Here is a 21,713-nt window from a genome sequence, read left to right on the forward strand (position 1 = left end):
AGGGTTCAGTGACAGAAGCAGATTCTAGAATGTGTTTCCGTCAGAGCGCCCGGGCACTTGCCACCAACGGCGCGATATCAGCCCAGAGTTCCTTGCGGGTGTCCGGAACGGTGACGAAGAGGATGGCCGGTTTGCGGCGGCCGATGTCCAGCAGCGTGAGCGCCGCCTGCGAGGTGTGCCGCTTGCCCTTCACCGTGTAGGTCACCCGGTAGCCGAGCGTCCATCCCTTGCCCGTGGCCGGTTTCTGCGACGCCGTCCAGGCCACCTTGGCGCCCGCCGGATAGTGGTTGGCGACCGTCCACCTCACCGCGCCCGCCGCCGCCTTGCGGAACTCGGCGTCGGTCTTCAGGTCGGCCTGGGGAGAGGCGCCGGGGAGCAGGCCCGAGACGACCATCGTGCCCGGCTGCCGTGCCGTACCGACCTGCTGGCCCGCGGAGAAGGAGGGGATGTCGGCCACCTGCCACGGCTTGCCCAGCTTGGCGTAGGTGATCGCCGCCCTGCTGTCGGTGACCGCGCCGAGCACCGGGCTCGGCGTGCCGGGCAGCGCCCGCAACTTCGTCGTCGGGGGCAGGCCGGGCAGGGCGACCGCGGACGGTGACGGTGCGGGCGAGACGACGGCGGCTCCCGATCCGGCCCCGCTGCCCGACTGGTCGATCCTGTGGGGCCTGTCGCCGGAGAACAGCACGAAGATCAGGAAGACCGCCAGGGCCGTGACGAGCGCGGCGCCGACGCTGTAGACGAACCGGACGGGGATGTCCCCGATCCGGGTCAGCAGGCCCTCCTTGCGCCGCTTCGCCGGGGGCGCGAAAAGCGCAGGCGGCGGGCCGGGCACGAGGGACGGCGTCGGGCTGACCGCGGGTTCCTCGGCCGGAGCGGGCGTCCAGACGGGCTTCGAGGAGGAGTCTCCGGCCGCGTTCCTGGCCGCGGCCTCCCAGGCCCAGACCCCGGACAGGCCGCCGGAGGGCGACTCGGCCGGCTCCGGCGTCTCGGGGGCGTGCTCCCTCTCATCCGTTTCGAGCCCGGGGAAGCCCGCCATGGGGAAGAGCCAGACGGACTCCTGCTCCTCGGCCGCCTCAGGCTCCGGCTCGGGAGACGGCTCAGCGGGCAGCTCGGGCCTGGGGACCAGCACGGTCTCCTCGCCGTCGCCGATGGGGAACCGGCGCGGCACCCGAGGGTTGATCAGCGTGCCGTCCTCGGCGCGGATGGCGGGGATGGGCGCCGTGGGCGCGTCGTAGGACGGGATGTATCCATCGTGAGGGCCCCCGGAGGAGTCGCCGCCAACATCCGCCATGAGCGCCAGGCTATGCCACCTCACCTGATGGGCGAAACGCATACCATCACGCTTCGGCCACGAGACACCGGGGAAGGGGCCGGTCCGCCGCTCCCCGTCAAGAGCATCTTCCGCGCTGAGCTGGGAAGATACTCCCGCATGCAGGGATGGAGTTCACGGGCCGCGCTGTCCGTCGCCGTCGTCATGACGCTCGCGGGATGCGGTCAGAGCGCGAGACCACCGGCGGCGGGCCCCGAGCCCTCACAACCGGGCACGACGGTCGCCACGCCACCACGGGCCTCGGCGGACGGCGCCTCCCCCGGCGCCCCCATCGGCCCACCGCCGGGCGGCTCCCCTGTCGGACCCGAGGCCCTGGAGACCAAGTACGAGCAGGTCATCGCCACGGTGCTGCCGTCCATCGTGCAGATCACCACGAAGAGCGGCCTCGGCTCCGGTGTCATCTACGACACACAGGGACACATCATCACCAACGCCCACGTCATCGGACGTTCCACAACCTTCGAGGTGACACTGGCCAGCGGCGGCAAACCCCGCGCCGCACGGCTCGTCAAGGCGTACGGGCTCGGCGACCTGGCCGTGATCAAGGTTGACGACCCCACGGGGCTGAAGCCCGCCAGGTTCGGCGATTCGAGCAAGCTCCGGGTCGGGCAGCTCGTCCTCGCCATGGGCAACCCCCTGGGCCTGTCCGGCAGCGTCACCAACGGCATCATCTCGGCGCTCGGCCGTACGGTCAGCGAACCGCAGGAGGAGGGCGGCCCCGGGGCGACGATCACCGGGGCCGTCCAGACCTCCGCCGCGATCAACCCCGGCAACAGCGGCGGCGCCCTGGTGAACCTCTCCAACGAGGTCATCGGCATCCCGACCCTGACGGCCGTCAACCCGGAGCTCGGCGGCGGTCAGGCCCCCGGCATCGGGTTCGCGATCCCCTCGAACACCGCGACCGACATCGCCAACCAGATCATCAGGCACGGCAAGGTCACCAACACCCACCGGGCGGCCCTCGGGATCACCGTGCAGACGGTGATCGGCTCCGACGGCAGGCCCGCGGGTGTCGGCGTCGTACGGGTCGCCCCCGGCGGCAGCGGCGCGAAGGCGGGCATCAGGCGTGGCGACGTGATCCTGTCGATCAACGGCGCCCCCACCCTGGACACCCAGGCCCTGGCCGAGGCCATGGCGGGCCTCAATCCCGGCGACCGCGCCCAGGTCCAGCTCCTGCGCGCCGACGCGTCGAGGGCGACGGTCACCGTGACGCTGGGCCAGCTGCCGAGCGACTGACCGGCCCTCTCAGCCGCCCAGGATCGCGTTGAGCCTGCCGTAATCCAGGGCGCCCTCAAGAGGCGTGTAGGTGCCCGAGGCGAGGACCTCCCTGGTGGCCTCCCAGATCACGGCGTAGGCGGCTCCCACGATCGAGGAGCCCAGGCTGACCCGGGCGACACCGAGCTCGGCCAGCTCGGCGACCGTGGGGGCCCCGGGCCCCACCAGGATGTTCAACGGAGCTGCCACGGCCCCTGTGAGCGCGGCGACGGTCTCCGGATCGACGACCCCGGGCACGAAGACGCCGCTGGCCCCGGCCGCGAGATAGGCCTCGGCGCGCTCGACCGCCGCCTCGAACCGCTCCTTCGGCGTCTCGCCGACCTGACGCAGGTAGACGTCGGTCCGCGCGTTGACGTAGAGGGGGATCCCCGCCTCCTCGGCCGCCCGCCTGGCGGCGGCCAGCCGCTCGCACTGCTCCTCGACGGGACGCAGCGGCGTGTCCCCGCCGTACAGGGCGTCCTCGATGTTGACTCCGACGGCACCGGCCGCGATCACCCGCCCGACCGTCTCGGCGACCCCCTCCGGGGTGTCCGCGAAGCCGCTCTCGATGTCGGCGGTGACGGGCAGGTCGACGGCGGCGGCGATCCTGGCGATCAGGTCGATCGCACGGTCACGGTCGAGCCGGTCACCGTCGGGGGCGCCGAGACTCCAGGCGACCCCGGCGCTGGTCGTCGCGACCGCCCCGGCCCCGGCCTCCTCCACGAGACGCGCGCCGGCGACGTCCCAGACGTTGGCGAGCACCAGCGGCGTGCCGCCCCGGTGCAACGAGTGGAACAGCTCTGCTCTCTCACGAAGGGTCGTCATGGCGAACAGTAAACCAGTTCGATCCCCTTCCAGGAGGGGAAAACCCGTTCGAGTCGCGACTTCGGAAAAACGCCGAGGGCGGCCGCGCGGACTCGGGTCCGTGCGACCGCCCTCAGACGATCTGCTCCGTGCGCGGGGCACGGAACGGGGGTGGAGGTGGCGGGAATCGAACCCGCGTCCTTCAACTCCAAGACAGGGCTTCTCCGGGTGCAGCCTGCTTTGCTTTTCTCAGCCCCGGCGATCACACAGGCAAGACGCCGACGGGCTCAGCCACTGTTTGGTTTCCCGATCTTCCCCGTGGCCGGGTCGATCGGTTGAGCCTCCTAGCGATGCCGGATCCGGGCCGGAGGCGCTCCCGGGCCGGCAGAAGTCACTCGCTGCTTAGGCGGCGAGCGCCAGGCGAGCCTGGCTGACTTCGGAGTGCGTCTTATTGGCACTTGTTGGTTGCGGTCACAGTGTTAACGAGGTTATGTCCGCAGTCCTCGACCCGCTTCTCCTGGCTTGCAAAGCCAAAGTCGAAACCAGTCACCCCCCTGTTGAATTGTCAACCCGGTCCTGGGACCGAGGATCCGAAGATACCCGGTACAACACCGGTAACGCCAACTCGATTCCCGGTGAACGGCTCGTTCCCCGGCGACCGGCGGGGCCTGGCGGTCGTGACGGGACCGAGGCCTCCCCCGAGACGAGGCCCCGGTCCCATCGAGGCGACCGGGTCCGCAACCCCCCAAGCGGTGCCCGGTCATCTGGGAAGACGCAGGCCGGGCACCCGATGGTTGCTCAGGGCGAGGAGAAAATCTCAGACCGTCACGACTCGGTGTGCAACTTCTGGAAGAAACGGCCCGCGACGGTCGCCCCCGCGGTCGAGTCGGCGCTCTCCATCAGCACGGCCACCGCGATGTCGCCCTGCCAGCCGACGAACCAGGCCAGCGGCTTACGGCTCTGCGTGGCGGCGGCCGTGACACCGTGGACCGGGTCGCCCGGCGCCGCGGCGGACCTGGCGGAGCCCGCGACCACTCCCGACCGCATGAGGGTGCGGAGCGTGGCGATGGCCTTGTCGTCGATCTTGATCGGACTCGGCGGTTTCGGCGGCTCCGCCTCCGCCGCGGGGTCCGGGCTGTGCGGGTCGGTGACCAGGACCGGCGGACGCCAGGTGCCCGAGGCGACCGCCCCGGCGACCAGGGCCATGGACAGCGGGCTGACCAGCACGTTCTGCCCGGCGATGGCCCTGGCGGTGGCCGCGTCCGTACGCAGGGGGCCGACCGAGCCGCTGAAGGACTTCAGCGGCAGTGTCCACGGCGACTCGATGCCGAACCTGGCGGCGCTGGCCGTCAGCTCGGCGCCGTCGATCCTGCGGGCCAGCGCGGTCAGCGCGGTCACGCACCCGCTGGCGAAGTCACCCTGGATGCTCGGCGCCGTCCCGCCCGGCGGGTCGGCCTGGTGGAAACGGGCACCGCCGACACTGCGCTCCACGGGGCAGGCGAGCCGCTGCTTGGTGCTGATCCCCGCCTTGAGCAGCCCCTCGACCGTCATGATCGAGAACGTGGTGCCCGCGGGGAACCTGCCCGCCAGGGCGTCCTTCTCCTGGTTGTACTCCTTGGTGCTGCCGACCGCGCGGATCTCACCGGTCGAGGCCTGGACCGCCACCAGCATGCCGGGGGTGCCGCCGAAGAGCGCGGCGTCGGCCGCCTTCTGGGCCGGGCCGTCGAGCGTGGTGCGCACCGGCGAGGTCGAGCGGCTGGGCCGCCACTTGCGCAGCTCGGCCACCTGCTGGTTCGTCTTCAGGTCGACCGTGATGACCCGTGTCTCCGTCGAACCGGTCAGGTGCTCCTGGTAGGCCTTCTGCAGCCCGGTCCTGCCGACGGTGTCGCCCGCCCGCTGCGGACCGCCGAGCTGCTGCTCGGTCTCCGGGGTCACCGCGGTGACGGTGCCGACGATCTGGGCGGGCGAGTCGGGGGCGACCGGCTGCTTCTGCGGCGAGACGACGATGCCGGGAACGGCCGCCAGCTTGTCGCTGAGCTGGGCGTACTTGGCGCGTCCGAAGGTCACCAGCGGCACCTGGACATTGGGCCTGGCCGACCTGATCCGGCTCAGCAGCCGGTCCTGGGGGAAGCCGGTGATCTTCGACAGCTGCTCGCAGACCGCCACCGGATCCTTCAGCGACGCCGGGACGACGTTCGCCACGTACAGCGTGGCCTCCTGCTGGAGCGGGTCGCCGTTGCGGTCGAGGATCGGCTTACGCCCCTCGGGGATGACGTCGACCGCGAAGCGCTGCCCCTCGTGCAGGTCGGGATGGAGCACGCTGGGCGACCAGCGCACCTTCCAGCGGCCGTCCACCAGGTGCAGGGGGAGCTTTCCTGTGTACTGCCACAGGGGGTTGTTCTCCCCCAGGTCGACCTCCGCGTCGAAGTCGGCCTCCGTCTCGTCCCCCGTACGGCGCATGCCCTTGACCTTGAAACGGAAGGACGCGGCGTCAAGCTGGACCTTGGCGTTCTCCAGGGCCTTGCTGACCGTCCGCTCGTCCCCGTCGGTACGCCTGGCCGCCGCGACGTAGTCGCCCGTCTGCCAGCCGACCAGGAAGTCACGCACCGCCTCGTGGGCCGAAGGCTCCTCGAAGCAGGCCGACAGCATGGGGACCGTCACCGCCAGCGTCAGTGCCGCGGCGACGGTCCGCCGAGCCTTCCCCGTCACAATTACCTGTTCCTGTGCCTGAGAGCGCGAGCCATCTCACGCTTGGCCTGCTTCTCCGCGAGGGTCTGCCGCTTGTCCCAGTCCTTCTTACCCTTGGCGAGGCCGATCTCGATCTTGGCCTTGCCGTCCTTGAAGTAGATCGCGAGCGGGATCAGCGTCAGGCCGCTCTCCTTGGTCTTCGCGACCAGCTTGTCGATCTCCTTGCGGTGGAGCAGAAGCTTACGGGTGCGACGCGCCGCGTGGTTGGTCCACGTCCCCATGGTGTATTCGGGGATGTGGACGTTGATCAGCCAAGCCTCGCCGTCCTTGAGGAGGGCGTATCCGTCGAGCAGAGAGGCCCTGCCCAGGCGGAGTGACTTGACCTCGGTGCCCTGGAGCACGAGACCAGCCTCGTAGGTTTCCTCGATGTGGTAGTCGTGCCAGGCACGCTTGTTCTGGGCGATGACCTTCCGCCCGGTCTCACGTGGCATGCCCCCGAGCCTACCGGGGACCGGGACGGCCGGCCGCGTCCCGAGGCGGGAGCGCGCCCGGCGGGCGCGCTCCCGGGCGCTCACACCCGCAGGTAGCGGCGGAGCGTGACGAACGAGGCGAGCACACAGATGAGCACGCCGATGACCATCGTGAGGCTGATCGTCGAGGCGACGGTCTCCCACGTGAGCGGGCTGGTGTTGGCCAGGTAGATCTGCACGCCGTCGAAGAGGAACACCTTGCTGACGATCAGCATCACCGCGGCGACCACACCTCCGATCAGGCCCGCGATGACCCCCTCCATGACGAAGGGAAGCTGGATGTAGAGGTTCGAGGCGCCGACGAGCCGCATGATGCCGGTCTCACGTCTGCGGTTGTACGCCGACAGACGCACCGTGTTGCCGATCAGCAGGGTGGCCGCGAAGACCAGGACGATGGCCACGACCAGGGCGGCCCAGCGCAGCCTCTCCAGCAGCCCGAAGAACTTGTCCAGGATCTCCTGCTGGTTGACCACGTAGGAGACGCCGCCCGCGCCCTTGACCTGCTCGATGACGGCCGGGTAGTCGGCGGGGTTCTTGAGCTTCACCCTGAACGACTCGGGCATGTCAGACACCTGCAGCACCGAGAGCAGGACGTTGTTGTCCTTGTACTGCTCGCGGAAGTTCGCGTAGGCCTGGGCCGCGTTCTCGAACTCCACCCGTTCGACCTGGGGCATGGACTCGATCTGCGCCTTGAGGGCGGCCTGCTCCTGGGCGTTGACGCCACCGCTGCCCTTGCACTGCGGGAAGGCGTCGTTCTTCTTGCACAGGAAGACAGAGATCTCGACCTTGTCCACCCAGAAGTCACGCATGGTGGAGATCTGAGAGTTGATCATCAAGCCGACGCCCAGCAACGCCATGCCGATCGCCACGGTCACGATGACCGCGATCGTCATCGTGAGGTTGCGGCGGAGGCCGATCCAGACCTCGGAGAAGATGAAGTTTGCCCGCATGCTCTTCCTGTCGCTTCGCTTCCTTGAGGTCCTGGGTCAGTACGCCTGGCCGTACACGCCACGCGACTGGTCACGGACGATCTTGCCGTCCTCCAGTTCCACTACGCGCTTGCGCATGGAGTCGACGATGGCGGCGTCGTGCGTGGCCATGACGACGGTGGTACCGGTCCTGTTGATCCGGTCGAGCACCTTCATGATGCCGATGCTGGTCGCCGGGTCGATGTTTCCCGTCGGCTCGTCGGCCAGCAGGATCATAGGGCGGTTGACGAAGGCACGGGCCATGGCGACCCGCTGCTGCTCGCCACCGGACAGCTCGTCGGGCATCCGGTGGGCCTTGCCCTCAAGGCCGACCAGTTCGACGACCTCGGGCACGACCTTGCGGATGAACCGGCGTGGCTTGCCGATGACCTCCAGGGCGAACGCCACGTTCTCGTAGACGTTCTTGTTCGGCAGCAGCCGGAAGTCCTGGAAGACGCAGCCGATACGGCGGCGCAGGTGGGGGATCTTGAAGTTGGACAGTCGGGCGAGGTCCTTGCCGGCCACGTGGATCGCCCCGGAGTCGGGACGCTCCTCCTTCAGGACCAGGCGGAGGAAGGTCGACTTCCCGGACCCCGAGGGGCCGACGAGGAACACGAACTCGCCCTTGTCGACATCGACGCTGACGTGGTCCAACGCGGGCCGCTTCTGGTTCGCGTAGACCTTGGTGACATTATCAAAATGGATCACGGGCGCATCACGGCATGCCAGTCTAGGGGTTAGGACAGTCGCGGTGGTGGCAGAGGTTCACTTCCGCCTCTCGCCGGCCGGGGGGCGCCGCTCTTTGCTAACGATCGACGTTCCGGTTGGCCGGAGCCCAGTCTAGGGGGAAGACTGGCATGGAACGTCCATAACGGAAACAAAACGATTCGGCGCCCGGTAACGACCACATAAAGTAGTTCTGACCTAGGAGACGGAGGCTCTCATGAGCTGTGAAGACCTCGTCTGCGCCCGATGCGCCCACCCTGTGGCGGAGGGCCGCTGCGCCCAGTGCCGCGCCTACCGCGACCGGATGCACCACGGCTTCGGCGGGCTGACGCCCGCCACGGTCGCGCTGCTGTTGATCGTGCTGTTCTTCCTCACCGTGGCCCTGCGGCACCTGGCGGGCCTGTGACGGCCCGCCACCGGGCGGGCCGTCGCGAAGAGCCTTACCCCTCGACGCCGGACTCCTGACGGCGGGTCCAGCGGATCTCCGCCTCGATGAACTCGTCGAGGTCTCCGTCGAGCACCGAGCTCGGGTTGCCCGCCTCCGTGCCCGTCCGCAGGTCCTTGACGATCTGGTACGGGTGCAGCACGTAGTTGCGGATCTGCGTGCCCCACGAGGTGGTCGACTCGCCCCTGATCTCGTTGAGCGCCGCCGCCTCCTCCTGCCGCTTGCGCTCCAGCAGCTTGGACTGCAGGACCGCCATCGCGGTCGCCTTGTTCTGCAGCTGCGAACGCTCGTTCTGGCAGGAGACCACGATGCCGGTCGGCAGGTGGGTCAGGCGGACCGCCGAGTCGGTGGTGTTGACGCCCTGGCCACCGGGGCCCGAGGAGCGGTACACGTCGACCCGCAGGTCGTCCTCGTTGATGTCGATGTGGTCGGTCGTCTCGACCACCGGCACCACGTCGACACCGGCGAAGGAGGTCTGGCGGCGGCCCTGGTTGTCGAACGGGCTGATCCGCACCAGGCGGTGGGTGCCGTGCTCGCCGCGCAGCGTGCCGTACGCGTAGGGCGCCTTGACCGTGAAGGTGGCCGACTTGATGCCCGCCTCCTCGGCGTAGGAGGTCTCGTAGACCTCCGTCGGGTAGCCCTTGCGCTCGGCCCAGCGCAGGTACATCCGCAGGAGCATCTGCGCCCAGTCGGCCGCGTCGACGCCACCGGCCTGGGAGTTGATCGTGACGACCGCCTCACGGGCGTCGTACTCGCCCGACAGCAGGGTGCGTACCTCAAGGGCGCCGACCTCGCTCCTGAGGGCGGCCAGCTCGCGGTCGGCCTCCTCACGGGTGTCCTCGTCCTCCTCGGCCGCGGCCAGCTCGTACAGGACGGACAGGTCGTCGAGGCGCCGTTCGAGCCCCTCGATCCTGTTGACCTCACCCTGCAGGTAGGAGAGCTTGCTGGTGACCTTCTGGGCCCGCTCCTGGTCGTTCCACAGGTCGGGCGCCGCGGCCTGCTCTTCGAGCTCCTCGATCTGCTTGCGTATCGCGCCGAGGTCGAGCACGTCCTGGATGTTCTTCAGCGTGCCGATGAGCTCGTTGATCTCTTCTACCGGATCGATGAGTGCCACGTCTGTAAAGGGTACGCGACCGACGCACCCCGTTGTGTACGGCCGGGCCCGCGCGCTGGCTAGCATGGGGCGCCGGAGACCGTGAGGAGGCGGACGTGCGGGGACGTGGTGGACGGGGGCTGCTCGTGTTCACCCTGGCCCTGATGACCGCGACCGCGGCCTGTGCGGACCAGGGCGGCGGCGCACGCGAGCAGGGCGCACAGGGAGCTCAGGGGGCCCAGGGGGCACAGACCGCGGGTCCCGCCTCAAGCCCGGTCCCGGCCGCGTTGCGGGAGCCTCCCGTCACGCTGGCCGAGGCGGGCAGGGCGCTGTCGAGCGTGCTCGGCGCGCAGGCGGTGCTCGAAAGCGCGACACCGCACCTGGAGGCCGACCGCAGGAACCTCCTGGAGCAGACCCGTGACTCCCAGGAGGCGCTCACCATGGCCGCCTTCAACAGCACGCCGGGCCCGCTGCCGCACTACACCTGGGGCAGGCCGGAGCTGCTGGTGCCCAGGGTCCAGCGGGCCCCCTTCTGGTTCGCCGCGGTCGTCGAGCGCGAGGACAGCGCGGGCGAGCGGCGCCCCGCCGTCCTGGTCCTGACCAAGTACGGCGGGCACGAGTGGTATCTCAGCTCGACCTCGCTGCTCGACCCCGGGGAACGGGTCCCGGAGATCGCCAAGGACGCCGGGGGCTACGCGACCGAGCTCGACGACGACGACCCGACCACGGCCATCAGTCCCCGTCTCATGGCGCCGCTGCACGCGACCTCGGCCGAGGAGGGCAGCGCGGGCTTCGCCGCGGGCCTGATCGAGAAGGGCCCGCACACCACGGACTACGCCGAGGAGATCGAGGGCAAGCGGCCGAAGTACAAGAGCGACTGTCTCGGCTACGACTCGATCTTCGGCGCGAGCAACTACCCGGTCCACGCCCTGCGCACCGCGGACGGGGGTTCCATGATCATGTACTCGCTGATCAGGACCACGACCGTGACGGCCAAGATCGAGCCGTGCGCCGACATCAGGGTTCCGCCGAACGCCGAACGGCTGGCCTCGGCGACGGGCGCGCGCAAGGAGCTGCGCACGGTCGAGACGCACCAGTACGTGAGCACGGTGCCCGCCAAGACGGGCAAGGGCCTCGCCCGGGTGATCGGCTACCTGGGCGGGGTCACCAAGGTCTCCGCCAACTGACGCCCGCTCCGCCGCCCCGTACGGCCGGGCGTGGCCGTACGGGGCGGCGGTGCCGTCAGGACTCGCCGAGCGGCAGGCTCGTCGAGGCGACCAGCGTGCGGATGGCGCGCAGCGCGACCGACAGCGTCGCCAGGTCGAAGTTGTCGCTCTCCCAGATCTCCGACAGGGTCTGCCGGGCCCTGGAGACGGCGGCCGAGTTGGCCTCCGTCCAGCGGGCCAGGCGCTCCTCCGGGGTCAGTCCGGGCGTGTTGTGGGCCAGGACGTCCCGGGTGAGCGAGGCGTGGGCGGCGTAGAGGTCGTCGCGGAGGGCGGCCCGCGCCATGGAGTTCCAGCGGCTGTCGCGCGGCAGCCCGATCACCCGCTCGCGCAGCCTGGCCAGCTGGAGCCGGTCGGCCAGGTCGAAGTAGACCTCGGCGACCTCGTTGACCGGACGGTTCGCCTGCACGGCCACCTCGACCAGGTCGAAGGTGGAGTAGGCCGGGACCATCGAGGCGACCCGCTCGGCCAGCTCGTTCGGCACCCCCCTGGCGACGAAGGAGTCGCGCCGCTCCTCGAAGCCCGCCAGGTCGGAGCCGGTGAGCAGCTTGGGCAGGTGGGGCAGCAGGCCGTTCATCCCCTTGGCGAAGAAGGTCACCGTCGAGGCCAGGTCGAGCGGCGTGCGCCGGTTGCCGAGCAGCCAGCGGGTGCCGCGCTCGGCGAGCTTGCGGGACTCCAGGAGCATGGCGATCTGGGTGGAGGTGTCCACCTTGTTGTCCAGCTCCTCGACCTGACGCCAGAAGCTCGGCAGGTCGAAGACCTCGCGGGTGACCAGGTAGGCGCGGGCGATGTCCGGCGCCGAGGCGCCGCTCTCCTCACCCAGGCGGAACATGAAGGTGGTGCCGCCCGAGTTGACCAGGTCGTTCACCACGCCGGTCGTGATGATCTCCCGGCGCAGCGGGTGGGTGTCCATGTGCTCCCGCATGCGCTCGCGCAGCGCCGAGGGGAAGTAGGACACCAGCCAGGAGGCCAGGTAGGGGTCGTCCGGCAGGTCGGAGGCGAGGATCTCGGCGTCGGTGACCAGCTTGGTGTAGGCCAGCAGCACCGAGAACTCCGGCGCGGTCAGCCCGAGCCCGGTCTGGCGCCGTTCGGCGAGGGCCTTGTCCGAGGGCAGGAACTCCAGCTCCCGGTTGACCAGCCCGGCCCGTTCGAGCCTGCGCAGCTGGCGGGCGTGGATGTGCAGCATGTCCGACGCCTGGGCGCGGGCGGCGGCCAGCACCACGTTCTGGTCGTGGTTGTCCCGCAGGACCAGTTCGCCGACCTCGCCGGTCATGTCGAGGAAGAGCTCGTTGCGCTGCCTGTCGGTCAGCTCGCCGTCCCGGACCGCGCGGTCCAGCAGGATCTTGATGTTCACCTCGTGGTCGGAGGTGTCGACCCCGGCGGAGTTGTCGATGAAGTCGGTGTTGACGAGGCCGCCCTCACGGGCGAACTCGATCCTGGCGAGCTGGGTGAAGCCCAGGTTGCCGCCCTCACCGACCACCTTGCAGCGCAGCTCGGAGCCGTTGACCCGCAGGCCGTCGTTGGCCTTGTCGCCCACGTCGGCGTTGGACTCGCTCGACGCCTTGGCGTAGGTGCCGATGCCGCCGTTCCACAGCAGGTCGACCGGGGCCCGCAGGATGGCGCTGATCAGGTCGTTCGGTGCCAGCGAGGTCACCCCGTCGGCGATGCCGAGCGCGGCGCGCGCCTGCGGGGAGACCGGGATCGACTTGGCCGTGCGCGGCCAGACGCCGCCGCCCTGCCCGATGAGGGCGGGGTCGTAGTCGGCCCAGGAGCTGCGCGGCAGCGCGAAGAGCCTGGCCCGCTCGGCGTAGCTCCTGGCGGCGTCGGGGTCGGGGTCGATGAAGATGTGCCGGTGGTCGAAGGCCGCGACCAGCCTGATGTGCTGGGACAGCAGCATGCCGTTGCCGAAGACGTCGCCGGACATGTCGCCGATTCCGACCACGGTGAAGTCGGTGGTCTGGATGTCGACGCCGGTGGTGCGGAAGTGGTACTTGACGGACTCCCAGGCGCCGCGGGCGGTGATGCCCATGGCCTTGTGGTCGTAGCCGATCGAGCCGCCGGAGGCGAAGGCGTCCCCGAGCCAGAAGCCGTACTCCTTGGCCACCGCGTTGGCGATGTCGGAGAAGGTGGCGGTGCCCTTGTCCGCGGCGACCACGAGGTAGGTGTCGTCCCCGTCGTGCCTGACCACGTCGGCGGGCGGGACGACCACGCCGTCGACGAGGTTGTCGGTGACGTCGAGCAGGCCGGAGATGAACATCCGGTAGCAGGCGACGCCCTCGGCCAGCAGGTCCTCACGGGTGCCGGACTTCGGCGGGTTCTTCACCACGAAGCCGCCCTTTGAGCCGGTGGGGACGATGACGGTGTTCTTCACCATCTGCGCCTTCACCAGGCCGAGGACCTCGGTGCGGAAGTCCTCCCTGCGGTCCGACCAGCGCAGGCCGCCTCGCGCGACCTTGCCGAAGCGCAGGTGCACGCCCTCGACCCGCGGCGAGTAGACGAAGATCTCGAACTTCGGCCTCGGCAGCGGCAGCACGCCGATCGACGGCGAGTCGAGCTTCAGGCTGACGTACGGCTTGCGCGCCCCGTCCACGGTCTGGAAGTAGTTCGTCCGCAGCGTGGCGTCGATCATCTCCAGGTAGGCCCGCAGGATGCGGTCCTCGTCCAGGGAGGCCACGTCGTCGAGGGCGCCGAGGATCTCCTCGTGCAGCGCCTCGGACAGGTCGGAGCGGACCTCCTCCTCGCGCCTGGGGTCGTGCCTGGCCTCGAACAGGCGCACCAGCAGGCGGGCGAGCCGTACGTTGTCCAGCAGGACCCGCTCGATGTAGTCCTGGCTGAAGGTGGTGCCCGCCTGGCGCAGGTACTTGGCGTAGACCCGCAGGATCTCGGCCTGCTCCCAGGTCAGCCCGGCCGCCAGGACCAGGGCGTTGAAGCCGTCGCTCTCGACCCTGCCCCGCCACAGGGCGTCGAAGGCGTCCTGGAAGAGCCGCTTGAACTCGTCCCTGTCCACCTCGGGCGACAGGTCGTAGCGCAGCCCGAAGTCGTAGATCCAGGCGTCCTTGGTCGCCGGGTCCCGGTCGCGGTCGATCTCGTAGGGACGCTCGTCGACGACCTCGACGCCCAGGCGCTGCAGCAGCGGCAGCACGTGCGACAGGGAGATGGACGCGCCGATCCGGTAGAGCTTGAAGCGGCGCTCCCCCTCGGGGGCGTCGTAGGGCTCGTAGAGGTTCATCCCGATCTCGTCGGGCGGCGAGTCGGCGAGCGCCTCAAGGCGGCGCAGGTCGGCGACGGCCAGCCTGGGCGGGAAGTCGGCCTTGTAGCCCTCGGGGAAGGCCGTGGCGTAGCGCCGGACGAGGCGGGGCGCCTCCTCCTCCGAGCTCAGCTCGGTGATCGCGGTGGCCAGGTCGTCGTCCCAGGAGCGGGTGGCCGCGGCCAGCCTGCCCTCAAGCTCCTCGACGTCCAGCTCCTGCGCGTTCAGCGGCCTGCCGCGCTCGCCGCGCACGACCACGTGCAGCCGGGCGAGGGCGGACTCGCCGATCATCGCGCTGTAGTCACAGGAGGTGCCGCCGACCGCCTTGAGCAGGAGGTCCTGCATCTTGATGCGGATCTGGGTGGTGTAGCGGTCACGCGGGAGGTAGATCAGGAAGGAGATGTAGCGGCCGTAGTCGTCGGGGCGCAGGAAGACCTTGACCTGCTTGCGCTCGCGCAGCCTGAGCACGCCGAGCGCGATCGGCAGCAGCTGCTCGACCGAGGTCTGGAACAGCTCGTCCCTGGGGAAGGTCTCCAGGATCTCGATGAGGTCCTTGCCGTCGTGGCTGTCGGCGGCGAGCCCGGCCAGGTCGAGGACCTCGGCCAGCTTGCGGCGCAGCACCGGGATGCGGGAGATCGACTCGCTGTAGGCCACGTGGGTGAACAGGCCGAGGAAGCGGCGCTCGCCGACGACCTCCCCCGCGTCGTCGAACAGCTTGACGCCCACGTAGTCGAGGTAGGCGGGGCGGTGCACGGTCGCCCTGGCGTTGGCCTTGGTGATGATCAGCATCTGCTGCTTTTCACGGGCCTTGGCGCGCAGCTCGGGCGAGAGCGCGGCGAAGCTCTCCGAGCCCGCCTTGTCGTGGCGCAGGATGCCCAGGCCCGTCCCCGGGACCTGGCGCAGCGCGTCGCCCTGCTCGCCCTCCTCAAGGCGGTACTCGCGGTAGCCGAGGAAGGTGAAGTGGCCGTCGGCCAGCCAGCGCATCAGCTCCAGGCTGTCCTCGACGCCCGCGAGGTCGAGCGGGGGCGGGTTGACCGAGACGTCCTCGGCCGTCTGCAGGGCCAGCGCCCGCATCTTGGCGAAGTCCTCGACGGCGTAGCGGACGTCCTCAAGGACCCGCTGCAGGTCGGTCTCCAGCTGCTTGAGCACGGCCGGGTCGTTCTGCCGGTCGATCTCGAAGTGCATCCAGGACTCGGTGATCTCCTGCCCGGCGGCCTGGTCGCGGTCCCCGCCGAGCAGCTTGCCTGTCACGTCCCTGCGCACCCGCATCTGCGGGTGGACGACCAGGTGGGTGGTGACGCCGTGCCGGTCGAGCTCCATGGTCGCGGAGTCGACCAGGAAGGGCATGTCGTCGGTCACCACCTCGATGACCGAGCGGCCGGGGTCCCAGCCGTGCTCCTCCAGGCTGGGGGTGTAGGCGCGCACCAGCGCCCGGCCCTGGGGACGCTTGTCGGCGAGCTGACGCTGGGCCGTCGCGGGGCCGTACACGTCGACCGGGTTGCGGTCCAGCAGGTCCTCTGGCGCGACATGCCGGTAGTAGAGCCTGAGGAAGTCGAGTGCCTCCTCGTCACTCCCGTGGTCGCCGCCGGGTGTGTGCCCGCAGATCTCGGCGGCACTCCTCAGCAGCTCATCCTTCGCCTCGTCGAGCGGCATGTCGCTCTCACTCCTTTGTGAGGGATTTTTCGTATTAGAAGAGGGATCTTCGATCAATGTCGTAGTTCCCGAGTAGGAGGGAAGTAATGCGGCATATGCCGCCTACCGAGAGAGACGTCGCTTTAGGTCGTCTCTGCCCGGTCCTACGTGGATCTGTCACCCGGCCACCGCGTGGACGGCCCGCCGTGAGGCGGGCTCATGACGCGCCGGTTCCCGGACGTGCGCGACAGGACTTGACCGCCCATCGCCCACCCCTCCGACTCCCCGTCCAGCGGGCACGGCCCGTGGCACAACACCTCCAGCGGCCACCCGCCCCGGTCTCCGTTGACCTGAGCATGCCGCCGCTCTGATACCACCCGAAAAGCCGTGAAACGTCAATGTGACGGACGGCCAACATCAGGGGAAGTGGAGCGCTCCATCCGGGGTCGGTCGAGGCTCGGGAAGCCCTCGGAAGCCCGGGATCTCCGTCGCCTCACCGGCGGCGCAAACCCGGACCGACCGCACCCGATTGGTTCCCCAGTCTCCCACGGCCGGCCGCGCCGCGTCCCCGTCTCGGCCCTCCGCCCCAAGATTATGCTTCCGCGATCCACGGCACCCTCGCCACGCCGACATCCCCCGCGGCTCCCCATCACGATCACCACACACACCGACAAAGGCCCCATTAGCCGCGACGTGATGTGAATGTAACCAACCAGACCGTAGGCGCGGCCGTCTCACCGGACAGACGACCAGCACCCAACGGGGAGAACAACCATGCAGCCCGCTCCGGACAGGCGGACGTTCCTTAGGCTCGGTGGTATGGCCGCGCTCACCATCGGAGCCGCTTCCCCCTCCTCCTCGCCACGTCCGACCCCGGCGGAGTGGACCGCCCTCGGCCGGGGTCTCGACGGCACCCTCGTACGGCCCGGCGACGCCTCCTACGACGCCGCCCGCCGCCTGTTCAACACCGCCTTCGACGCGGTACGGCCCGCGGGAGTGGCCTACTGCGCCAACCCCTCCGACGTGGCCGAGTGCGTGACCTTCGCCAGGAGGATGGGGGTGCCGCTGGCCGTACGGTCGGGCGGGCACTCCTACGCGGGCTGGTCGACCGGCCCCGGGCTGGTCCTCGACGTCTCCCGGATGAGCAAGGTCTCCTACTCGGGCGGACGGGCCGTCGTCGGGGCGGGCGCCAAGCTGGTCGACGTCTACGACAGGCTCGCCGCACACGGGGTGAGCATCCCGGCGGGCAGCTGCCCCACGGTCGGCGTCAGCGGTCTGACGCTCGGCGGCGGGATCGGCGTGGTGTCCAGGAAGTACGGCCTGACGTGCGACGTCATGGAGTCCGTCCAGGTCGTCACGGCCGACGGGCGGCTGCTGACGTGCGACGCCCATCACGAGCCCGACCTCTACTGGGCCTGCCGGGGCGGGGGCGGCGGCAACCTCGGGGTCGCGGTCTCCTTCGGCTTCAGGACCCACCCGACCCGCGAGGCCACGGTGTTCTTCCTGCACTGGCCGTGGGCCAGGGCCGCCAAGGCGCTCAAGGCATGGCAGTCGTGGTCGCGGGCCGTACCCGACGAGCTGTGGTCCACGATGCACCTGAGCAGCGACGGCGGGATGGACGTGCAGATCGGCGGCCTCCACCTGGGCGGCAGGGCGGAGTGCGAGCGGCTGCTCGACCGGCTGACGAGCGCGATCGGCCCGGTCTCCTCCTCCTTCGTCAAGCAGACGTCCTACAGCCACGCCATGATGATCATGGGGGGCTGCTCGACGCTCACGGTCTCCCAGTGCCACCGGCAGGGCTCGCTTCCCGGGCAGACCCGCGACGGAAGGCTGCCGCGCGACTCCTTCAGCGGCAGGTCGCACATGGCCTACGCCCCGCTGTCCGAGGCCGGGATCAGGACCCTGGTGGCCCAGGTCGCCAGGTCCGGCAGCCACACGGTGCTGCTGGACGCCCTCGGCGGAGCCGTGGGGCGGGTGCGGCCCGACGCGACGGCCTTCCCGCACCGGGCGGCGCTCTACAGCGTCCAGTACTACGCCCACCGCGCGGGCGCGGCCTCCTGGACCGCGAACGCCAGAAACGCCATGCGCCCCCACTTCGGCGACCACGCCTACGTCAACTACGTCGATCCCGGGCTGGCCGGCTGGCGCTCGGCCTACTACGGCGCGAACGCCACCAGGCTCGCCCGGGTCAAGGCCGCCTACGACCCCGGCCGTCTCTTCCGGATACCCCAGGGGTTCTGACCCGGGTGTCCCGGGACACCGGCCCTCCTGAACCAGGACAGAACACCGGTACGGTGTGGCGACCGGCTCGGAAGGCTTTCGGGAGACACGATGACCGTGCGCCTCGCGTGGGCCTGCTGCGCCCTGACGTCGCTGCTGGTCGTGGCCGCCGCCGTACTGGCCACGCGTAACGGGGTCGGCCCGCTCGGGCTCGGTCACCTGGTCTTCGTGGCCGCCTGCGCGCTCGCCGGCGGCCTGATCGGCTCACGGCGCCCCGAGCACCCGGTCGGCCGGGCGCTGGCGCTCGGCGGCCTGTGCTTCGCCCTGATGGAGGCCTGCGGCCAGTACGCCATCCTCGGCCTGGTCACCGGTCCCCCGCTGCCGCTCGCCCGGGCCGCCGCCTGGCCGCAGACCTGGCTGTGGGTCCCGGCGAACCTGTCGATCACCTTGATCCCGATGATCTTCCCGGGCGGGACGCTCTCCTCCCCCGGCCTGCGGCGCCTGGTCCGTCTGACGCTCGCCGCCGCCGTACCGGTCATGCTGCTCAGCGCGCTCAGACCCGGTGAGAACAACCAGGTCGGCACCGGCGCCGGCACCGGGGTGGTCAACCCGCTCGGGGTCGCGGCGCTGGCCGGTCCCGCGCCGGTGGCGGAGACCGCGATGACGGCCCTCATGGCGGTGGTCTTCGTCGTCGGCGGCGCCGACCTGGTCCGCAGGGCGCTGCGCAGCTCCGGGGTGGAACGCCGCCAGATCATGTGGCTGGCCTACGCGGTCGGCGTCGAGATGCTGGTCGTCGCCGCCCGCCTGGCCGCCGGGCTGACCGACGCGGTCCCCGGGCGCATCTGGCCCGCGACCGACACCCTCTGGGAGCTCGGCTCGGCAACCACGGCGCTGCTCCCGGCCGCCGTCTGCGTCGCGATCCTGCGTCACCGGCTCTTCGACATCGACCTGGTGGTCAACAGGACCCTGGTGTACACGCTGCTGTCCGGCTGCGTGAGCGCCGGATACGTGGCCGTCGCGGCCTATCTGGGCGCGGTCTTCCCCGGCGGGGACCTGTCCGTCTCCGTGCTGGCCGCCGGGCTCGTCGCCCTCGCCTTCGCGCCGCTGCGCGGGCGGCTGCAGGGCTGGGTGAACCTGCTGATGTACGGCGAGCGGGACGACCCCTACGCCGCCCTCACCCGCCTGGGCAGACGCCTGGAGAACAGCGGGGAGCCGGACGGCGTGCTGCCCGGGGTGGCGCGCTCGGTGGCCGAGGCGCTGCGGCTGCCCTACGCGGCGGTGGAGACCTCGGCGGGCGCCCGGCACGCCTTCGGCACCCCCTCCGGCACCCTGGTACGGCTGCCGCTGACCCACAACGGCGAGCGGGCGGGCGACCTCGTCCTGTCGCCCAGGCCAGGGGAGAGCGGCTTCGGCCCCCGTGACCTGCGGGTGCTGACCGACCTGGCCAGGCAGGTCGCGATCGCGGCGCACGCCGCCCGGCTGACCGCCGACCTGCGGCGCTCGCGGGAGAGGCTCGTGATGGCCAGGGAGGAGGAGCGCCGCAGGCTCAGGCGCGACCTGCACGACGGGCTCGGCCCCACGCTGGCCGCGCTGACCATGCGGGCCGAGGCCGCGTGCGACCTGGTCGAGGACGGGCCCGCCCGGCGGCTGCTCACCGAGATCGTCGCCGACGCCGAGGCCGCGGTCGCCGACGTGCGGACCCTGGTCGACGGGCTGCGCCCGCCCGCGCTCGACACCCTCGGGCTGCTCGGCGCCCTGCGCGCCCACGCCGTACGGCAGCCGCCCGGCCTGCGGGTGACCGTACGGGCCCCGGACGGGCTCGGGCCGCTGCCCGCGGCGACCGAGGTGGCCGCCTACCGCGTCGCGGCCGAGGCGCTGGCCAACGTGCGCAGGCACGCCGGGGCGTCCCAGGCGTGGCTGCGGGTCGAGGTGTCCGAGGGCACGCTCATGCTTGAGGTGTCCGACGACGGCGACGGGCTGCGGGCTGTACCCTCCGGACCTTCGGGGCCCTCCGGAACGGACGGGGTGGGGCTGGCGTCGATGCGTGAGCGGGCGCTCGAACTCGGCGGCACGTTCGCGGCCGAGGACCGTCCAGGAGGCGGGACCCTGGTCAGGGTCACGCTTCCCGCACGTGAGGGAGGGGATCACGATGATCCGGGTCCTGCTCGTTGACGACCACGCCGGGTTCCGCGCCGGGCTGCGCACACTGCTGTCCACCGCGCAGGACATCGAGGTCGCCGACGAGGTGTCCAGCGGGGAGCAGGCGCTGGCGGTGGTCGGGCGGTTGCAGCCGGACGTGGTGCTGATGGACCTGACGATGCCCGGCATGGGCGGGGTCGCGGCGACCGGGCGGCTCGTCCGTGACCACCCGCACATCCGGGTGGTCGTGCTCAGCATGTCGGACGACGACGACTCGGTGTTCGCCGCCGTGCGGGCCGGGGCCCGCGGTTACGTGCTCAAGGGCGCGCGCAGGGCGGAACTGGTCAGGGCGGTGCAGGCGGCGGCCGACGGCGAGGCCATCTTCGGCCCCGCCATCGCGGCCAGGCTGGTCGGCTACTTCACCGAACGGGAACGCGCGCCCGCCGGGCAGGGACCCGCGCTGCCCGAGCTGACCCGGCGGGAACGGGAGGTGCTCGGCCTGATGGCCGAACGCCTGACGAACCCGCAGATCGCGGCCAGGCTCGGGCTGAGCCACAAGACGGTTCGCAACCACGTCTCCGCCGTCTTCACCAAGCTCCAGGTGAACGACCGGGCCGAGGCGATCACACGGGCGAGGCGGGCGGGGCTGTGAGGCCCGCCCGCCACGCGCTGTCCGAGGCCCGCAGCACCCGCAGCGCGACCCAGCCGTAGGCGAGCAGGTGGAACAGCGCGCCGAGCGCCTGTACGGCGGGTGCCCGATCCTGGGTCAGGAACGGCGTGAGGGTTCCGACGAGCGCGGCGACCGGCACCCACCAGGGGACGATCCTGGCGGTGAGCAGACCGACGAGCAGGACGAACAACCCGATGTGCGCCAGGAAGCCGGGCAGCAGCATGCCGTACAGGAAGCCCCACAGCTCGCCTGCCCGGGCCGTGACCGCCTCGGCCTGCGCGTCCGGCAGGCTCTGGGCCAGGGCCAGGTCGTAGAAGTCGGTGGTGAAGAGCGTGAGCGCGTGCCCGGCGCCGAGCAGTCCCAGCGCGGCGCCGATGTTCCCGGCCATCGGAGCCCGGCGGCGGAGCAGGTGGGCCAGGCCGAGGACGACCGGGACGAGGGCCAGCGTCGCCCAGAGGAACAGCAGGCCGCTGACCTGGACCAGGTCGGGATGTTCCCGGAAGACGGCGGGGTCGTGGGTCGCGGAGGGGGGAGAGGTCAGGAAGGCGAGGAATTCGAGGACGGGCCAGGCGAGGAGGGCGGTTCCGGCGACCACCCGACGGAACGAATCCGGATTTTTCAGCATTTGCCCATCGAATCCAGGGGGTGTCCCGGGGCACATGAGCCCTCTGTCCCGGGCGACCGGGAGGAATCCCGGGCCTCAGGCCGGGAGGGGCTGCGGGTTCTAAAACGACTGGACCCGCG

The 21,713-nt window shown here is 70.6% G+C and carries 15 protein-coding genes and 1 other RNA gene; 6 read left to right on the top strand and 10 right to left on the bottom strand.

Going from position 1 to position 21,713, the window contains the following annotated elements:
• Window positions 1–40: 40 nt before the first annotated feature.
• Window positions 41–1,291 carry a hypothetical protein gene (locus ABZ470_RS05040; RefSeq protein WP_362910044.1) on the bottom strand — a complete coding sequence of 417 codons (1,251 nt, stop codon included), beginning with the start codon at window positions 1,289–1,291 and terminating at the stop codon, window positions 41–43.
• 138 nt (window positions 1,292–1,429) lie between these two features.
• On the opposite strand from ABZ470_RS05040, the gene ABZ470_RS05045 reads away from it, so the two are divergent.
• Complete coding sequence (locus ABZ470_RS05045) at window positions 1,430–2,566, top strand: trypsin-like peptidase domain-containing protein (RefSeq protein WP_352009809.1); 1,137 nt, start codon at window positions 1,430–1,432, stop codon at window positions 2,564–2,566.
• Window positions 2,567–2,575: 9 nt separating this feature from the next.
• Here ABZ470_RS05045 and ABZ470_RS05050 read toward each other — a convergent pair whose 3' ends face one another.
• The 6 genes from ABZ470_RS05050 to ftsE all read right to left on the bottom strand — a co-directional run bounded on the left by ABZ470_RS05050 (window position 2,576) and on the right by ftsE (window position 8,282).
• Window positions 2,576–3,409 carry an isocitrate lyase/phosphoenolpyruvate mutase family protein gene (locus ABZ470_RS05050; protein ID WP_362772335.1) on the bottom strand — a complete coding sequence of 278 codons (834 nt, stop codon included), beginning with the start codon at window positions 3,407–3,409 and terminating at the stop codon, window positions 2,576–2,578.
• Window positions 3,410–3,557: 148 nt separating this feature from the next.
• Window positions 3,558–3,942: a transfer-messenger RNA gene (gene ssrA, locus ABZ470_RS05055) on the bottom strand.
• Between the two features lie 271 nt (window positions 3,943–4,213).
• Complete coding sequence (locus ABZ470_RS05060; protein ID WP_362772338.1) at window positions 4,214–6,097, bottom strand: penicillin-binding transpeptidase domain-containing protein; 1,884 nt, start codon at window positions 6,095–6,097, stop codon at window positions 4,214–4,216.
• A 2-nt stretch (window positions 6,098–6,099) separates the two neighbouring features.
• Entirely contained in the window at window positions 6,100–6,567 is a 468-nt protein-coding gene (smpB, locus tag ABZ470_RS05065) for an SsrA-binding protein SmpB (protein WP_352009812.1), read from the bottom strand.
• A gap of 80 nt (window positions 6,568–6,647) precedes the next feature.
• The gene (ftsX, locus tag ABZ470_RS05070; RefSeq protein WP_352009813.1) at window positions 6,648–7,556 is read right to left on the bottom strand and encodes a permease-like cell division protein FtsX; all 909 of its coding nucleotides are present in this window, start codon (window positions 7,554–7,556) and stop codon (window positions 6,648–6,650) included.
• 36 nt (window positions 7,557–7,592) lie between these two features.
• Window positions 7,593–8,282, bottom strand: a complete 690-nt coding sequence (gene ftsE, locus ABZ470_RS05075) for a cell division ATP-binding protein FtsE (protein WP_184713049.1) — start codon at window positions 8,280–8,282, stop codon at window positions 7,593–7,595.
• 235 nt (window positions 8,283–8,517) lie between these two features.
• Here ftsE and ABZ470_RS05080 point away from each other — a divergent pair, with 235 nt between their 5' ends.
• Window positions 8,518–8,706 (top strand): hypothetical protein, encoded by a 189-nt coding sequence (locus tag ABZ470_RS05080; RefSeq protein ID WP_352009814.1) that lies wholly within the window; start codon window positions 8,518–8,520, stop codon window positions 8,704–8,706.
• Window positions 8,707–8,740: 34 nt separating this feature from the next.
• Here ABZ470_RS05080 and prfB read toward each other — a convergent pair whose 3' ends face one another.
• On the bottom strand, window positions 8,741–9,859 hold the full coding sequence (gene prfB / locus ABZ470_RS05085) for a peptide chain release factor 2 (protein ID WP_352009815.1): 1,119 nt from the start codon (window positions 9,857–9,859) through the stop codon (window positions 8,741–8,743).
• A 95-nt stretch (window positions 9,860–9,954) separates the two neighbouring features.
• On the opposite strand from prfB, the gene ABZ470_RS05090 reads away from it, so the two are divergent.
• The gene (locus ABZ470_RS05090; protein ID WP_362910046.1) at window positions 9,955–11,025 is read left to right on the top strand and encodes a hypothetical protein; all 1,071 of its coding nucleotides are present in this window, start codon (window positions 9,955–9,957) and stop codon (window positions 11,023–11,025) included.
• Between the two features lie 55 nt (window positions 11,026–11,080).
• Here the strand turns inward: ABZ470_RS05090 and ABZ470_RS05095 are convergent, their stop codons facing one another.
• Window positions 11,081–15,961 (bottom strand): NAD-glutamate dehydrogenase, encoded by a 4,881-nt coding sequence (locus tag ABZ470_RS05095; protein ID WP_362910048.1) that lies wholly within the window; start codon window positions 15,959–15,961, stop codon window positions 11,081–11,083.
• A gap of 798 nt (window positions 15,962–16,759) precedes the next feature.
• On the opposite strand from ABZ470_RS05095, the gene ABZ470_RS05100 reads away from it, so the two are divergent.
• From ABZ470_RS05100 to ABZ470_RS05110, 3 genes are all read left to right on the top strand, one after another.
• Window positions 16,760–18,181, top strand: coding sequence for an FAD-binding oxidoreductase (locus tag ABZ470_RS05100; protein ID WP_362910050.1), 1,422 nt, complete (start codon window positions 16,760–16,762; stop codon window positions 18,179–18,181).
• Window positions 18,182–18,271: 90 nt separating this feature from the next.
• A complete protein-coding gene (locus ABZ470_RS05105; protein ID WP_362910052.1) occupies window positions 18,272–20,332 on the top strand; it encodes a histidine kinase in 2,061 nt (686 codons plus the stop codon).
• A complete protein-coding gene (locus tag ABZ470_RS05110) occupies window positions 20,310–20,951 on the top strand; it encodes a response regulator transcription factor (protein ID WP_362910055.1) in 642 nt (213 codons plus the stop codon). Before ABZ470_RS05105 ends, ABZ470_RS05110 begins: the two co-directional genes overlap by 23 nt.
• Here the strand turns inward: ABZ470_RS05110 and ABZ470_RS05115 are convergent.
• Window positions 20,923–21,564: a hypothetical protein gene (locus ABZ470_RS05115; protein ID WP_362910057.1), complete on the bottom strand. Its 642-nt coding sequence runs from the start codon at window positions 21,562–21,564 to the stop codon at window positions 20,923–20,925. The two genes, ABZ470_RS05110 and ABZ470_RS05115, sit on opposite strands and share 29 nt — an antisense overlap.
• Between the last annotated feature and the right edge of the window lie 149 nt (window positions 21,565–21,713).

The sequence above is a fragment of the Streptosporangium sp. NPDC020072 genome (assembly GCF_040631445.1).
Classification (GTDB): domain Bacteria; phylum Actinomycetota; class Actinomycetes; order Streptosporangiales; family Streptosporangiaceae; genus Streptosporangium.

Excerpts from the sequence above, each read along its gene's own strand:
- ABZ470_RS05040 (WP_362910044.1), bottom strand. The coding sequence starts at position 1,291 with ATGGCGGATGTTGGCGGCGACTCCTCCGGGGGCCCTCACGATGGATAC.
- ABZ470_RS05045 (WP_352009809.1), top strand. The coding sequence starts at position 1,430 with ATGCAGGGATGGAGTTCACGGGCCGCGCTGTCCGTCGCCGTCGTCATG.
- ABZ470_RS05050 (WP_362772335.1), bottom strand. The coding sequence starts at position 3,409 with ATGACGACCCTTCGTGAGAGAGCAGAGCTGTTCCACTCGTTGCACCGG.
- smpB (WP_352009812.1), bottom strand. The coding sequence starts at position 6,567 with ATGCCACGTGAGACCGGGCGGAAGGTCATCGCCCAGAACAAGCGTGCC.
- ftsX (WP_352009813.1), bottom strand. The coding sequence starts at position 7,556 with ATGCGGGCAAACTTCATCTTCTCCGAGGTCTGGATCGGCCTCCGCCGC.
- ABZ470_RS05080 (WP_352009814.1), top strand. The coding sequence starts at position 8,518 with ATGAGCTGTGAAGACCTCGTCTGCGCCCGATGCGCCCACCCTGTGGCG.
- ABZ470_RS05095 (WP_362910048.1), bottom strand. The coding sequence starts at position 15,961 with ATGCCGCTCGACGAGGCGAAGGATGAGCTGCTGAGGAGTGCCGCCGAG.
- ABZ470_RS05100 (WP_362910050.1), top strand. The coding sequence starts at position 16,760 with ATGGCCGCGCTCACCATCGGAGCCGCTTCCCCCTCCTCCTCGCCACGT.
- ABZ470_RS05105 (WP_362910052.1), top strand. The coding sequence starts at position 18,272 with ATGACCGTGCGCCTCGCGTGGGCCTGCTGCGCCCTGACGTCGCTGCTG.
- ABZ470_RS05110 (WP_362910055.1), top strand. The coding sequence starts at position 20,310 with ATGATCCGGGTCCTGCTCGTTGACGACCACGCCGGGTTCCGCGCCGGG.